Here is a 14,675-nt window from a genome sequence, read left to right as displayed (position 1 = left end):
GAGGAAAATGTTTATGAAAAATCTATCACTCACAGTTCTGGACGGTTTTTTAACCGGTGATCCGGAATTAAAAAAGACCCAGGCAGGAAAGTCGGTCACAAATTTCACTGTAGCCGTTAACCATAACTACAAAAAGACGGAAGGAGAAGATTCTGAGGTTTCCTATGTGGACGTGGAAGTCTGGGAAAGGCTCGCGGAAAACTGTTCTGAATATCTTAAAAAGGGAAAAAAGGTAACTGTAATCGGACATTTAAAACAGGATAGATGGAAAAATCAAGAGGGCCAGTACCGTTCCAAGGTCAAAGTAATAGCGGACGAGGTTCGATTCGACAGCTTCGGAGATAGAAAAGAAAAAGAAGCTGCATAATATCCTCAACGGGTCGAGGCCTTGGGAGGATTTTCAAGGTCTCACCTTTCTTGACGATTAGGGTCGGTCCTTGGTTTATGTAGGAAAAGAATGCTTACTATTATTTGGGCCGGGGGACAACCCGGAAAAATTTCGGAATTAAGAAGAATGACCCAGGAAGAATGGGAAGTTATCCGCCATACTCTTCCGACTAACGTGAAAACTTTTATAGACTGCGACGAGGATACTATACTAGTCTCACATCCCGATTTTTCGGAAAAGGAATTGAAGGAGATCTCTAGTTTCGACGGCCTCCAGTTCTCCAACGGTCTGATCCCTGTGGTCACCATAGATAAAAAAGGTCTATTTTTAATGCAGGCGTTCTCCACCCCGGAAAGTTTAGAGCTCAGCCAAAAAGAATCTATGGGAATTTATTTCAGCAGGTCCAGGAACCAGCTTTGGAAAAAGGGAGATACTTCCGGACATATCCAAAAACTGAAAAGGGTCTTAGCACCCAAAGATGGAAGTTTTGTTGTGTACGAAGTGGAACAGGAAGGTGCAGCCTGTCACGAAGGGTACTATTCCTGTTTTTTCAGAGAGCAGGATAAAACTGGGACCAAAAACTTAGTTCCTGAGATCCCTTTTTTGGGGAAGTAGAGGTTCCGTAAAAAGGAAATTTCGCCGATAGAAATACAAGGCAGATGCGGTTATGATTTTTAAAAATGCATTCGTGAGAAGATCCGTTGTTTTATTAGGCATACTTGCACTTTCGGGTGTGGTCGCCTTCTTCGTTGTAGATGAGATCAAGGGAGGAGCAGTAGGCGCCGGCCAGGTAAAAGTGGATATCATTGTAGAGCCGGGCGATTCTCCGGTCGAAGTTACAGAAAATCTTTCCAAGAATGGATTATTAAAATCTTCTAAATATTTCCTTTTTTTAATAAAGGCGACCAGATCTGCAGGAAAGATCAAAGCCGGCCTATACGAGATCAACGACGGAATGGACGCACGTAAGATCCTACAAGTCATCACAGAAGGAAAAGTTAAACTAGTCACATTTACCGTTCCGGAAGGTTATAATAACCGTCAAATCGGAGACTTGCTGGTTAAGAAAAATTTAATTAAGACCAGGGCCGACTTTTTGAATGCGGCTGCTAGGACGGAACTGTTAAGAGAGTTTAAGATACCTGCAAATAATGCGGAAGGTTATCTTTTTCCTGAAACTTACAGTGTTCCTGTGAATTTCCCTGCGGATAAGATCGCAAGGATGATGATCAAAAGATTTTATGTTAGATTGGAAAAGATCCCAGGCGCAAAGGAATTAGATCCTAAAAAACTACATGAGATCGTAGTGCTCGCTTCGGTGGTAGAAAGAGAAGCCAAAAAAAATGAAGAAAGACCTTTGATGGCGGGCGTATTCTTAAATCGTTTGAAACAGGACATTCCTTTGGAGTCTTGTGCCACTATCCAATATCTTTTTGATAAACCTCATCCTCGCATTTTCGAAAAGGATCTAAAGATCGTTTCTCCTTATAATACTTACATGAATAAAGGATATCCGCCTGGTCCTATTTCTAATCCGGGACAACCTTCTTTAGAAGCGGCGCTCATGCCGACTAAGACCGAGTATCTATTCTTCCTGCTAAAACCGGATGGGTTCCATTACTTCTCTAAAAGTTTTAAAGAACATGCCGAAGCTAAGAAAAAATACATCGACGTTCTTTACGAATAAAGGAGTGCGATCATGAGTTCCCCCGTAGAAGAAATCGTTTCGGTCACAGAACAATTAAAAGAAGTCCAAAGATCATTGGATCTTTTTAAGGAAAAACAGCTTAAGAGAGAATCTGCAAGCGACGCTGCTGTCGAGTTCGTGGAAAAGGCAAGTTTGGTCTTAGATCGGGCGGAAAGAAAAGAGATCCATTTGACTGATGACCAAAAGAGAAGAATCCGGAATAATCTTTTAAAGATCAGATCCTCTTTGGTCCGTAATATGGAAGGTTGATTTAGGAACTCCTACAGCTTCCATCGGGAGGAAGAAGCACCTTCTTTCCTTGATTCTGTCTCATTTCTTCCCGGGACTTGTGTTCAAAAACTTAAATGACAGGCCGAAACGGCCCCAGGTTATAGTATTTTGAGTAATATTTCCCAATATCGGTAGGAACAAATGATGGCAACGAAAGCTCCGACGGACTCTTCGGCGGCAAAACAGGCTTTAAGCAAGTCTTCAGCAATAATCGAACAAGTAACCAAGGCCTTAGCGGCTAAATGTAGTTCCAATGGAAAAGTTTCCGTTTCCAAAATGGACCAAAACCAATTCGTACAATACCAAATCGCTTGGTTGACCTCCGAACAAAAGATCGCGGAAAACTTTATAGATTACGCTTGGAACGATTCTCTCGGAACAGGCGAACTCGAAAAGTTAATGGCTCAGGTTTTCGCAGCGGAAGTTGTTTCTCATATCCGCACCGAGTTCAGTTCAAGAGCTTCCGAATACGGAATTTCCACCCAAGAACTGGTTTCTAAATTATTCGATGACGCTACTAATAAATTCTTAGAAGAATCCAGTGCGATCGAAAACTATAATCATATCGCTGACCTGATCGCTTCTTCAGGAAGTTTCGGAGCTTATGGATTGAGCGAAGACCACGAAATGTTCCGCCAAACTTTCAAACAGTTCGCGGAAGAGGTGGTGGCTCCGAAAGCGGAGCATGTTCACCGTCACGACGATATCGTTCCGGAAGAGATCATCCAAGGTTTAAGAGACATGGGATGTTTCGGTCTTTGTATCCCTGAAACTTACGGTGGATTACAACCTAACGATAAGCCTGACAATATTTCCATGTTAGTCGTAACCGAAGAACTTTCCAGAGGATCTTTGGGGATCGCTGGATCTTTGATCACTCGTCCTGAAATTCTTTCTAAAGCATTATTAAAAGGTGGGACCGACGCTCAAAAAGAGAAGTGGCTTCCTCTTATCGCTTCCGGAGAGAAGATGGGCGGTATCATGGTAACTGAGCCTAACTACGGTTCGGACGTTGCGGGAGTTTCCGTAACTGCTAAAAAAGTGGACGGAGGCTGGTCCATCAACGGTGTTAAGACCTGGTGTACTTTTGCTGGTTATGCGAACCTTCTTCTTATCCTTGTAAGAACTGAAACCGATCCTGAGTTGAAACACAAAGGTCTTTCTATCGTTCTTGCGGAGAAGCCAAGTTTTACCGGTCACGAATTCGATTATAAACAAGACGGCGGCGGTAGAATTTCCGGTAAAGCGATCGGAACCATAGGTTATCGGGGTATGCACTCTTTCGAAGTTTCTTTCGAGGATTATTTCGTTCCGGAAGAGAACTTGATCGGAGGAGAAGCAGGTAGAGGAAAAGGATTCTATTTCCAAATGGAAGGTTTCGCAGGCGGAAGGATCCAAACAGCGGCTCGTGCAAACGGGGTAATGCAAGCTGCTCTAGAGGCTGGTCTTCGTTACGCTCAAGAGAGACAAGTTTTCCAAAAACCTATCTTCGATTATAACCTGACCAAGTATAAGATCGCTCGTATGGCTATGATCGTTCAGGCATCTCGCCAGTTCACTAATACCGTAGCGAAACTTTTGGACAATCACGAAGGACAGATGGAAGCAACTTTGATCAAGTTTTACGCTTCTAAGGTCGCAGAATGGGTAACAAGAGAAGCTATGCAGATCCACGGAGGAATGGGCTATGCGGAAGAATACGCAGTCTCTCGTTACTTCGTAGATGCTCGCGTGTTCTCCATCTTTGAAGGTGCGGAAGAAGTAATGGCTCTTAGAGTAATTGCAAAATCTTTAATGGACCAATACTCAGCATAAAATTCTTCTTAAACTCTGAAGAAGTTGAAAAAGGAAGTCGAAAGACTTCCTTTTTTTTCGAGCGGAACCTTTTCTTATCCGCGTCCTTTCGGGAGCGAAATCAAATTTTCAAACAAACTGGTTTGAGTAATTTAACTGGCGAGTTGTTCTACGAAAGCCAAGATATCAGAATTATCCCTTTCCAAAAACTCGAGAGTTCTTTCTACCAGATGATCTAAATAATAGCTTGGATTATGATAGTCTCTTAAGAAGGATTTTACTTGTTCTATTTTTTCTTCAGGAATCCTGTCTTCTAAAACGATTTGTGCCAATGCATAGATCCCAAAAGCTGATTTGAAAGGATCGTTTAGAGAAGAAATGGATATGATCTCGTCTATATCAATTTCTTTGAATGTAGGGATCAGATCTCCGATCAGTTCCAATGCGCCTGTCGGAATAGTCCTGTCCAAGGACTTTACGTAGTTGATAAATAATCTATAAGATTGAGAATCTCCGATCCGAGAAAGCATATGAAAGATCCCGGAAAGAAGTCTTTTATGAAATCCCCAGGACAATCTGCCCGAATCTGCCTCTCTGATCGCTTGGTATAAAAAACTCCAAACTAGTTTGTCTCCTGATCTTGCTCTTTCGGACAATTGATCCAACCAAAGATCGAAGTTCGGATTATCCGATTCCTTTTTAAGGAAATCCATTAGTTCAGAGGGAGTTTGTACAGAGGGGAGAGTAAGGGCAATTTTCGACATAAGTAGAAGATACTCTCTTTTAAGATCGGTTTCCAGTCTTTTTATCAAGCATCGGTTTTTTATTCTTTCAGGATTCCCTTACTCGAGGAATAGTTCTGTCTCATTAAAACCATGCAGGGTTTTAATGAGATCTAAAATTTATTGATGTTCTACTTGGCTAACGTCTCTGACTGCTCCGGTATGCGCAGAAGTAGTCATCGCTGCATATGCTCGGAGTGCGGCGGAAACGGTTCTTTTTCTGGACTTAGGTTTCCAAGCATCTTTTCCTTTTTCGTTCATTCTATCTCTGCGATCCGAAAGTTCCGCGTCACTCACTCTTAAATGAATGGATCTATCCGGGATATCTATCTCTATGATGTCTCCTTCTTCTACTAAACCGATGACTCCACCTGCAGCAGCTTCCGGAGAAACATGCCCTATGGAAAGTCCGGATGTTCCTCCGGAAAATCTTCCGTCTGTTAGAAGTGCACATGCCTTTCCTAAACCTTTGGATTTCAGATAAGAAGTAGGGTATAACATTTCCTGCATTCCAGGTCCTCCTTTTGGACCTTCGTAGCGGATGACGACTACATCGCCTTCTACAACTTCATTGCCTAGGATTTTTGCGACGGCTTCTTCTTGGCTTTCCATTACTCTGGCTCTGCCTTTGAATTTCCAAATGGACTCGTCAACTCCTGCTGTTTTAACGATACAACCTTCCGGAGCTATATTTCCGTAAAGAACGGCGAGCCCACCATCTTGAGAGTATGCATGTTCTACATCCCGGATGCATCCGTTCGTTCTGTCTAAGTCTAGCTCCGGCCAACGTTTGTCTTGGGAAAATGCTTCCGTTGTAGGAATTCCACCAGGCGCTGCGGAGAATAATGCATATGCTTTGGAGTTTTCTTTTTGACGAACGATATCCCATTCTTCTAAAGCTTTTCCTAATGTAGCGGAATGGACGGTAGGCACATCTCTATGAATGAGTCCAGCTCTGTCCAATTCGGAGAGAATACCTATGACTCCACCTGCTCTATGAACATCTTCCATATGGTATTTTTGAGTGGCAGGAGCAACTTTACAAACGCAAGGAACTCTTCTGGAAATCAGATCAATATCGTGCATTTTGAAATTGATGCCGGCTTCATGAGCTGCAGCAAGAATATGAAGGACAGTATTTGTGGATCCTCCCATTGCTACGTCCAAGCTCATTGCATTTTGGAACGCTTCGTAAGTGGCGATATTTCTTGGAAGAACGGACTCATCGTCTTGTTCGTAATATCTTTTTGCAAGTTCTACGATCAATCTTCCTGCGGTTAAGAAGAGTTGTTTTCTGTCGGCATGAGTTGCTAATGTGGAACCGTTTCCTGGAAGAGAAAGTCCTAATGCTTCCGTAAGACAGTTCATTGAATTTGCAGTGAACATTCCGGAGCAAGACCCGCAAGTAGGACAAGCAGAACGTTCTATTTGTTCTACGAGTTCGTCCGAAACATTTTGATTGGCGGCTTCTACCATTGCGTCCACCAAATCCAATTTGCGAATGTCTCCATTCCAATTTACTTTTCCAGCTTCCATAGGCCCGCCGGAAACGAAAACGGTAGGGATATTCAATCGAAGAGCGGCCATGAGCATTCCTGGTGTGATCTTATCACAATTGGAAATACAGATAAGTGCATCCGCAGTATGAGCGTTGACCATGTATTCAACCGAGTCGGCGATCAAGTCTCGGCTTGGTAAAGAGTATAACATTCCGCCATGCCCCATAGCGATACCGTCATCTACTGCGATCGTATTAAATTCTTTTGCGACGGCTCCCGCCTTCTCCACTTCTCTTGCGACCATTTGCCCTAGGTCTTTTAAATGAACATGTCCTGGAACGAACTGGGTGAATGAGTTTGCAATTGCGATGATCGGTTTTCCGAAATCACCTTCTTTCATACCGGTGGCTCGCCAGAGAGCTCTGGCTCCGGCCATATTGCGTCCGTGGGTGGAAGTACGAGATCTTAATTGAGGCATATTGAATGCTCCCTGGTATAAGTTTAGACGTCGAGTTTTTTCCTATAGAAGAAACGAACTTCGTTTTGAGATCGAATCGCGTAATAAACTAACAGTCTTGGATCTAGGCAATGTGCTCGTTGGAACTCCTACATTTCATAAATAAGAGCTGATTTAATCCGGGCATACTTCTTGCTACGTAGCCAATAGAGATGGAATCAAAAGAAGAATTCAGTCGAACCCTGGGCCCCTGGCTATTATGGGGTTTAGGGGTCGGATACGTAATTTCAGGTATGTATTTCGGTTGGAATTTGGGTCTACCGGTCGGCGGAACCTTAGGGCTAGGAATTGCCACCTTACTGATCATTCTGCTATATGTTTGTTTTTCTTTCAGCTACACCGAACTTGCGTGTATGATCCCCAAAGCGGGAGGAGCATTCGACTACGGTAAAGAAGCTCTTGGAAATTTATGGGCTTATATTGTAGGTACCGCCCAGTTGATCGAATTTTTATTTGCACCCCCTGCGATCGCGGCTGCTATCGGCGCTTACTTCTCCTTATTCTTTCCGGGCATAGATCCGATCTGGATTGCGATCGTTGCTTATTTGCTCTTTACAAGTTTGAATATACTCGGAGTAAAGTTTGCAGCATCATTCGAATTTGGAATTACTATATTAGCAGTTTTTGAACTACTTTTATTTTCAGGACTTACCCTTCCTAACTTTTCTTGGGAGAAGTTTTCCTACAACCCATTGCCTAACGGTTGGACCGGAGCTTTATCTTCTTTACCGTTTGCAGTTTGGTTTTTTTTGGCGATAGAAGGAGTGGCAAACGTCGCAGAAGAAACAAAAGACCCTCAACGGAATATACTGATCGGATTCGGATCCGCGTTAGCTACTTTGGTTATACTTTGCGGATTGGTGTTTTTTTCTTCTATAGGAGTAGGAGGCTGGGAGATGATCGTATATCCTGAACAGGGCGCCTCCGCCTCCGACTATCCTCTGCCTCTCGCATTACGAAAATTATACGGAGAGTCCGGATGGGCATTTCACTTATTGATCACCATCGGATTATTCGGTCTTATCGCTTCCTTTCATGGTATTATTTTGGCAGGAGGAAGGGCCAGTTTCGAATTTGGAAGAGCAAACTTTCTTCCTAAATTTTTCGGCAAAGTACATCCAAAATTCAAAACACCTGCCAACGCGCTGATTGCGAATACTTCATTCGGGATCGCAGCATTATGCACAGGTAAAACATCCGAACTCATCACATTGTCAGCCTTTGGAGCCTTACTTTTATATTTTTGCTCGATGATCAGTTTTTTTGTACTCAGAAAAAAACAGCCGGATAGAGAAAGACCGTTTACGGTTCCAGGAGGGAAAATTCTGCCTTCTGTTGCGCTTGTTCTATCCGCAATTGTATTAGGAGTATCTGCCTGGCAACATCCCATCCTGTTCGGAATATTCATTTTGATCTTATTGAGCGGATTGGTATGGGCCAGAACTTCTATTTTTGGGAAATAGGAAGGCAATTTTCTTGATCCCAAAAATTTTCGGAATTAGAGTAAATAGGATCGAAAGAAGAAGTCCCGATCCAAGGTTTTGTGTGAGGTCGATAGGGAATCATTATGGGTTATAAAACCGTTCTTGGTAGGAAGTCCTACGTATTTCCTGACTTAAAAACATTATTAGCGAAGGCAAGCCCGCTTCGCTCCGGGGATCAGTTGGCCGGTATCGCTGCTTCAACTCAGGAAGAAAGAGTGGCCGCTCAAATGGCTTTGGCGGATCTTCCTTTATCAGAATTTTTGAATATAGAATTGATCCCTGGAGAAAAGGACGAGGTTACTCGGCTTATTTTTGATTCTCATGATCGATCTGCGTTTTCTAAAATTTCTTCCTTAACGGTGGGAGAATTTCGTGATTTTCTCTTAAACGAGAATACCGACTCAGATCTGATCTCTCAGATCCGGGATGGGATCACTCCCGAGATGGCTGCTTCCGTTTCCAAATTAATGTCCAACCAGGATCTAATCTTGGTTTCTAAAAAATCTCCGATTATTACCAAATTTCGGAACACGATAGGACTTCCGGGAAGATTATCCTCACGTCTACAGCCAAATCATCCTACTGACGATCCGAAAGGAATTGCCGCGAGTATTCTGGACGGACTTCTTTTGGGGAGCGGAGATGCAGTGATCGGGATCAATCCGGCGACGGATAATGTTCCTACTGTGATTGCTCTTCTGAAAATGTTGGATTCTATCATCCAAAAATATTCTATCCCGACCCAGTCTTGCGTTCTTTGTCACGTAACTACTTCAATGAAAGCGATGGAAGAAGGCGCTCCTTTAGATCTTGTATTCCAATCCATCGGAGGTAGCGAGGCTTTGAACAAAAGTTTTGGAGTGAACCTAAATATTTTAGCGGAATCTCAGCAGATGGCTTTGGAGTTAAACAGAGGAACTGTCGGAAACAATGTAATGTATTTCGAAACCGGACAAGGAAGCGGGTTGTCCGCCGGAGCTCATTATGGGATCGACCAACAGACCTTGGAAGCAAGAGCTTACGCTGTTGCGAAAAAATTCGATCCTCTTCTCGTGAATACTGTTGTCGGTTTTATCGGGCCGGAATATCTATATAATGGAAAACAAATATTAAGAGCAGGATTAGAAGATCATTTTTGCGGGAAACTTTTGGGTCTTCCGATGGGTGTGGATGTATGTTATACAAATCATGCGGATGCAGACCAAGACGATATGGACACATTGCTCACTCTACTTGGAGCTGCAGGATGTAATTATATCATGGGAGTTCCTGGAGCGGATGATGTGATGTTATCCTACCAAAGCACTTCTTTTCATGACACTTTGTATCTACGCCAAATTTTCGGTCTAAAACCAGCACCAGAATTTGAAAGTTGGTTATTAGAGCGGGGACTATTCGAATCTACAAAACAATTCCTACCCAAAGAAAATCAAAACAGAGTTTTGCTCGAAGGAATTTTAGAGGATAAGGTCGGATGAATCCTAAAGAATTTTGGAAGAGCTTAACTTCTGCAAGGATAGGAATCGGGAGATCGGGCGGTTCTATACCAACTTCCGAACTATTAAAATTCAGATTGGACCACGCAAGGGCGAGAGATGCAGTTTTAGTAGAGCCAGATTTTGATACGATAAATATCGGTCTCGAAAAAGTTTTCCAACCGTTAGGGATCGAGATCATCGGAGTGGAGAGTCTAGCAAAAGGTAGAGAAGAATATTTACTTAGACCGGATCTGGGACGCAGGATCTCAGAACCTTCTCGCTCCAGATTAGAATCTAAAAAAGGAAAGTATGATATAGCCCTGGTCGGAGTCGACGGACTTTCTGCAAAGGCGATCGATTCAAATTTGATCCCTTTCCTACAAGTTTTGGTTCCTATTTTATCGGATCAAAAATATAAGATCGCGCCATTTGTTTTAGGAAAATTAGGTAGGGTTGCGATTGGTGATGAGATAGGAGAAATTTTAGGAGCCAAGGCAGTGGTGTTACTCATCGGAGAAAGACCTGGGCTTACTTCCGCAGATAGTTTAGGAATGTATTTAACATTCGACCCTAAGTTAGGCAAAACAGATGAGAGCAGGAATTGTATTTCGAATATACGTCCCGACGGCTTAGATTTCAATAAGGCATCCTTAAAAACCGCTTATTTACTTTCCGAATCTCTCAAACGAGGTATTTCAGGAGTGGATCTAAAAGATGAAATGGCTCCGGACTTTTTGGAAAATTCAATAAAACCTTTGAATATTACAAATTCGACTTGAATCCTTATCCTCAAAGGAATAGATTTTATACGATGATTAAGTCGAGATGAACCAGTTCTTCTCGATAGGCGAAAAGGGAAAAAGATGTATAAGAATAATATAGAATTTATTATTAACTCCACCAATAAGGACGAGCCTATGTATGGCATTCTTGCTTTAGTGAGTGATACCTTAGAATCCATGAAAGCGGACATTGCTTCCCAAAGAGTGGACGAGGACCAAAAGAAAGCCTTTCGTTCCGCTATGAAAGATATGATCTCCGGTTTGATTAAGCTGAATGGGATCGTGGAAGGAATGGGTCAGAGGGTTCGATAAAAGGCGAAATTTCGCTTAACTTCTAATCCTTACCTAAAAATAATCGGATCCCTTTTGCAATCGTTTGCAGGGTCCTTGCCATCAAACCTTCCAGTTTGGTCTGAAGGAATAATTCCATAATCAATTTCCTAAGAGCTAGATCGAAAGGAAGATTAAAATCGTTCCAGTCTACTCCGAAGCGGAAAGGATATGTTTCTGATTCCTCTTCTTCTCCCGAGCCCGTATGCAATAAGGTTCCTTCAAAGTCGGTATGATGATCGTCTATATGCCGAAATTCTAATGTAAGATGCACTTGCTTTTTGAATAAAGGCAAAGGAATAATTTCTAGTCCGGCTAATTCTCCCCAAGTGATCCCGCTCAATGTGAGATATCCTCTATCTCCTCCTTTGAGTGTTCCCGTTCTGAGTAAACCTTCTCTCCCTAATCTACAGGAACCCATTCTGCTTCTAAAAAGGATCTCTAACGGAGAACCCGCGTCCAAAACTCCGTTCTCTACTTTTATATCCCGGATCTGTATATTAAATACCGGAGTTAATGTCTTGTCTTCTATATCAATGCTGGAATGGGAAACTTTCTCCAATTTGAATTGGATCCTCCCTCTTTTGGGAAGGTATTCTATCTTCTTTCTGGATTCCACTCTGTTGGTATAATCCATGTGAAAGGAGCGAACATTCACCCCTCTAAATATTAATTTTCCTTTAAATAAATTTGAGAATGAGATCCTGAAATGTACAAAGCTTCCTTTCGCGTGAACAATATCCGTTCCGAGTTCTCCCGGAAAGAATATGATAAAATGTCTGGCCCAAACCCAAAGCCCGGGAAGTATTATGCCCGGAGTCAGCCAACGAAATTTGAATAACCTAAAGGATATTATATTTACTATAAGTTGTAGGAAGGGGCCGCTTAGTATGAGTTGAAGACCTAAGTAGCCGAATAAAAGTAATAGGAGTGGAAAAGGCATGAGAAGGAAGGCGACTTGAAGTTCAGTCTTCGTCGCCGTCCGTATATTTATTATCTATGTTTTTCTTATCCATAGAAGAAATTTCCAGTTCCTTTGCCAGATCGTCCAAAAATTCTACTTCTCTTTCCGTAAATTTGCCATCACTCGTTACTATACATACCGCGTCTTCGTAGAAGTTTACGGCCAATACAGGATTTCCTTCCGCAAAGTCGGTGATCATTTTAATAGGAAGAGGGGATTCGAAAACTTCGGATAATTCTTCGATGATCTCCGCCTTTTGCTCTTGGTGATGATCGAAAATACAATCTTTATCGAACATGGCTTTTACCATCTGTCCAACTAGGTTTCCTTCTTTCGTATGAAAGACTCCGTCTGCATGACAAGAATAAGACCAAAGACTGACTAGGACCTTGGCATAATTCATCTTGAGTTGAAAAATCTCGGTTTCTCTATCGAGACTTTTCTGAAACTTTTCGTAAAACTCATGACCTGGTAAAACTTTACTAGCCAAGGATGAGACCCTTTCCATTTTAATGCCTTCCCTTTAAGGGTGTTCCCGTTTTTCCGATGTATTTTAACCTAACCTGCGGTTTTGCAATGAAAATCCATGTTGATTTTGGGGGAATTTTTCTCAACCTGACTATGTGAGTTCCGAAACAAAACGAAAGATCCTCGTTACTTCCGCTTTGCCATATGCGAACGGTCCTATTCATTTAGGCCATGTTCTGGAAGCGATCCAGACCGATATTTATGTACGTTATCAAAAATCATTAGGTAATGAGTGTTATTTTTTCTGTGCGGACGATACGCATGGCACACCCATCATGCTTGCCGCAAGAAAAGAAGGGATTAGCCCCGAAGAATTGATAGATCGTGTTAGAAAAGAACATTACAGGGATCTTTCGGGCTTTTTAGTCGAATACGATAATTATTATACCACTAACTCGGAAGAAAATCGGATTCTTTCCGAGGAAATTTATCTTTCTTTAAAGGGCAAAGGCCATATCGCGGAAAGAGAGATAGAGCAAGCATATTGTGATACGGATAAAATGTTCCTTCCGGACCGTTTTATCAAAGGAACTTGCCCTAATTGTGGGACCCAAGACCAATACGGAGATAGTTGCGAGAACTGCGGAGCTACTTATTCTCCTAAGGATCTAAAAGATTCACATTGCTCTTTATGTGGTAACCCACCCGTTAGTCGAAATTCTAAACATATATTTTTCAAGTTGGGAGATTTTGAAAAATATCTTTCGAGCTGGGTCGAAAAAGATTCTCATGTTGCGGAAGGCGTTCGCAAAAAGCTGAAAGAATGGTTCGAGGCTGGGCTTCAGGATTGGGACATTTCTCGTGATGGACCATATTTTGGATTTAAGATCCCAGGGGAGACCGAAAAATATTTTTACGTTTGGCTAGATGCGCCTATCGGATACATGGCTTCTAGCTTGAATTATTTCAAAGGGGATCGCAAAAAATTCGATTCCTTCTGGAAGGACGAGAAGACCGAGATATCCCATTTTATCGGCAAGGATATATTATATTTTCATACTTTGTTCTGGCCCGCCACTTTAGAAGGAGGAGGGTATCGTTCTCCTACTCAAGTTCATGTTCACGGTTTTATTACTGTGAACGGAGAGAAGATGTCCAAGTCTAGGGGTACTTTCATCAAGGCGGACGGTTATTTGAAACATTTGGACCCGGAACATCTTCGCTTTTATCTGGCAGGTAAACTCGGTCCGGGAATGGACGATTTGGACCTTTCCTTCGATGATTATACTGCTAAAGTAAATTCGGACTTTGTGGGTAACTTCGTTAATCTAGTGTCGAGAGTTGCCACTTCTATATTAGATAAACTTGATAGAACTTTGGGAGTTCCGGACGCGGAAGGTAAGAAGGTACTGGATGAACTCAGAAGTTCAGAATCTAAGATCAGAGAATGGTATGAGACCAGAAATTATACCAGAGTAATGAAAGAATGTTCCCGATTGGGAGATATCGCCAACAAGTATGTAAACGATCTTGCGCCTTGGATCCAAATCAAATCGGATGCGGAAGCAGCTCGCAAGACTGTGACAGTTGCTTTAAACGCCGCGAGAATTCTTTCCATTTATTTATATCCTGTGCTTCCTAAATCGGGAGAGAAGGTTTATAAAATATTAGGTTTAAATAAAAAGCCTGAGTTTGCGGATCTTTCTTCCGATCTGGAAAAAACAAAAGTATCCGCTTACGAAATGATCACCAAACGTGTAGAGGAAAAATCGATTCAAACCATGTTAGAAGAAAACGCTTTGGAAACTAAATCCGCCGGCCAACCGGCAACTCCAGCAGCCGCTCCCAAAACGGAAGGAGTTCTGGAAATTTCGATCGAAGATCTAAGTAAGGTCGATCTCCGCGTCGGTAAAATTATAGAAGCCGGTCCAGTAGAGGGCGCTGATAAATTGGTACAAGTAAAATTGGATTTGGGCCCTCTTGGAACTAAGAATGTGTTTGCGGGGATCAAGGCTTCTTATCAGCCTCAGGATCTGCTTGGCCTGACAATTGTTGCAGTCGCCAACTTAAAACCAAGAAAGATGAAGTTTGGAGTTTCAGAAGCGATGCTTTTGGCTTCCGGAGAAGGCGAGAGTCTCAGCCTTTTTGTGCCTCATCGAGGTGCCAACCCTGGCGATAAATTGAAATAAACTCAGTCTAACAGCTAGTAGG

At 42.4% G+C, this 14,675-nt stretch carries 14 protein-coding genes; 10 read left to right on the top strand and 4 right to left on the bottom strand.

The annotated features are described in order from the left end of the window. The first annotated feature begins 13 nt into the window (after window positions 1-13). The 5 genes from LEP1GSC185_RS00775 to LEP1GSC185_RS00755 all read left to right on the top strand — a co-directional run bounded on the left by LEP1GSC185_RS00775 (window position 14) and on the right by LEP1GSC185_RS00755 (window position 4,181). Window positions 14-367, top strand: a complete 354-nt coding sequence (locus LEP1GSC185_RS00775) for a single-stranded DNA-binding protein (RefSeq protein ID WP_008590370.1) — start codon at window positions 14-16, stop codon at window positions 365-367. A gap of 90 nt (window positions 368-457) precedes the next feature. Beyond that, window positions 458-1,003, top strand: a complete 546-nt coding sequence (locus LEP1GSC185_RS00770) for a phosphoribosyl-AMP cyclohydrolase (RefSeq protein ID WP_008590371.1) — start codon at window positions 458-460, stop codon at window positions 1,001-1,003. 52 nt (window positions 1,004-1,055) lie between these two features. Next, window positions 1,056-2,075, top strand: coding sequence for an endolytic transglycosylase MltG (gene mltG / locus LEP1GSC185_RS00765; protein ID WP_008590824.1), 1,020 nt, complete (start codon window positions 1,056-1,058; stop codon window positions 2,073-2,075). A gap of 12 nt (window positions 2,076-2,087) precedes the next feature. Beyond that, window positions 2,088-2,345, top strand: coding sequence for a hypothetical protein (locus LEP1GSC185_RS00760; RefSeq protein WP_008589828.1), 258 nt, complete (start codon window positions 2,088-2,090; stop codon window positions 2,343-2,345). A gap of 165 nt (window positions 2,346-2,510) precedes the next feature. Further along, window positions 2,511-4,181, top strand: a complete 1,671-nt coding sequence (locus LEP1GSC185_RS00755; protein WP_008590926.1) for an acyl-CoA dehydrogenase family protein — start codon at window positions 2,511-2,513, stop codon at window positions 4,179-4,181. 131 nt (window positions 4,182-4,312) lie between these two features. Here LEP1GSC185_RS00755 and LEP1GSC185_RS00750 read toward each other — a convergent pair whose 3' ends face one another. After that, window positions 4,313-4,924, bottom strand: a complete 612-nt coding sequence (locus tag LEP1GSC185_RS00750) for a hypothetical protein (RefSeq protein WP_024863946.1) — start codon at window positions 4,922-4,924, stop codon at window positions 4,313-4,315. Window positions 4,925-5,062: 138 nt separating this feature from the next. Beyond that, entirely contained in the window at window positions 5,063-6,919 is a 1,857-nt protein-coding gene (gene ilvD, locus LEP1GSC185_RS00745; protein ID WP_008589869.1) for a dihydroxy-acid dehydratase, read from the bottom strand. A 191-nt stretch (window positions 6,920-7,110) separates the two neighbouring features. On the opposite strand from ilvD, the gene eat reads away from it, so the two are divergent. The 4 genes from eat (at window position 7,111) to LEP1GSC185_RS00725 (ending at window position 11,014) form a co-directional block, all read left to right on the top strand. Further along, complete coding sequence (gene eat / locus LEP1GSC185_RS00740; protein ID WP_008591443.1) at window positions 7,111-8,421, top strand: ethanolamine permease; 1,311 nt, start codon at window positions 7,111-7,113, stop codon at window positions 8,419-8,421. A 104-nt stretch (window positions 8,422-8,525) separates the two neighbouring features. After that, window positions 8,526-9,920, top strand: a complete 1,395-nt coding sequence (locus LEP1GSC185_RS00735) for an ethanolamine ammonia-lyase subunit EutB (RefSeq protein ID WP_008589936.1) — start codon at window positions 8,526-8,528, stop codon at window positions 9,918-9,920. After that, complete coding sequence (eutC, locus tag LEP1GSC185_RS00730) at window positions 9,917-10,699, top strand: ethanolamine ammonia-lyase subunit EutC (protein ID WP_008591205.1); 783 nt, start codon at window positions 9,917-9,919, stop codon at window positions 10,697-10,699. Before LEP1GSC185_RS00735 ends, eutC begins: the two co-directional genes overlap by 4 nt. A gap of 84 nt (window positions 10,700-10,783) precedes the next feature. Beyond that, the gene (locus LEP1GSC185_RS00725) at window positions 10,784-11,014 is read left to right on the top strand and encodes a hypothetical protein (protein WP_008590817.1); all 231 of its coding nucleotides are present in this window, start codon (window positions 10,784-10,786) and stop codon (window positions 11,012-11,014) included. Window positions 11,015-11,036: 22 nt separating this feature from the next. Here the strand turns inward: LEP1GSC185_RS00725 and LEP1GSC185_RS00720 are convergent, their stop codons facing one another. Further along, window positions 11,037-11,975 (bottom strand): hypothetical protein, encoded by a 939-nt coding sequence (locus LEP1GSC185_RS00720; protein ID WP_008591574.1) that lies wholly within the window; start codon window positions 11,973-11,975, stop codon window positions 11,037-11,039. Between the two features lie 22 nt (window positions 11,976-11,997). Then, a complete protein-coding gene (locus LEP1GSC185_RS00715) occupies window positions 11,998-12,504 on the bottom strand; it encodes a tellurite resistance TerB family protein (protein WP_008590475.1) in 507 nt (168 codons plus the stop codon). Window positions 12,505-12,619: 115 nt separating this feature from the next. Here LEP1GSC185_RS00715 and metG point away from each other — a divergent pair, with 115 nt between their 5' ends. Beyond that, window positions 12,620-14,653, top strand: coding sequence for a methionine--tRNA ligase (gene metG / locus LEP1GSC185_RS00710; RefSeq protein WP_008590159.1), 2,034 nt, complete (start codon window positions 12,620-12,622; stop codon window positions 14,651-14,653). The last annotated feature ends 22 nt before the right edge of the window (window positions 14,654-14,675 follow it).

This window comes from Leptospira licerasiae serovar Varillal str. VAR 010 (assembly GCF_000244755.1).
GTDB classification, from domain to species: Bacteria; Spirochaetota; Leptospiria; order Leptospirales; family Leptospiraceae; genus Leptospira_B; species Leptospira_B licerasiae.
Note: the sequence above shows the minus strand (reverse complement) of the source record. Positions and strands in the feature narration are given on the sequence as shown.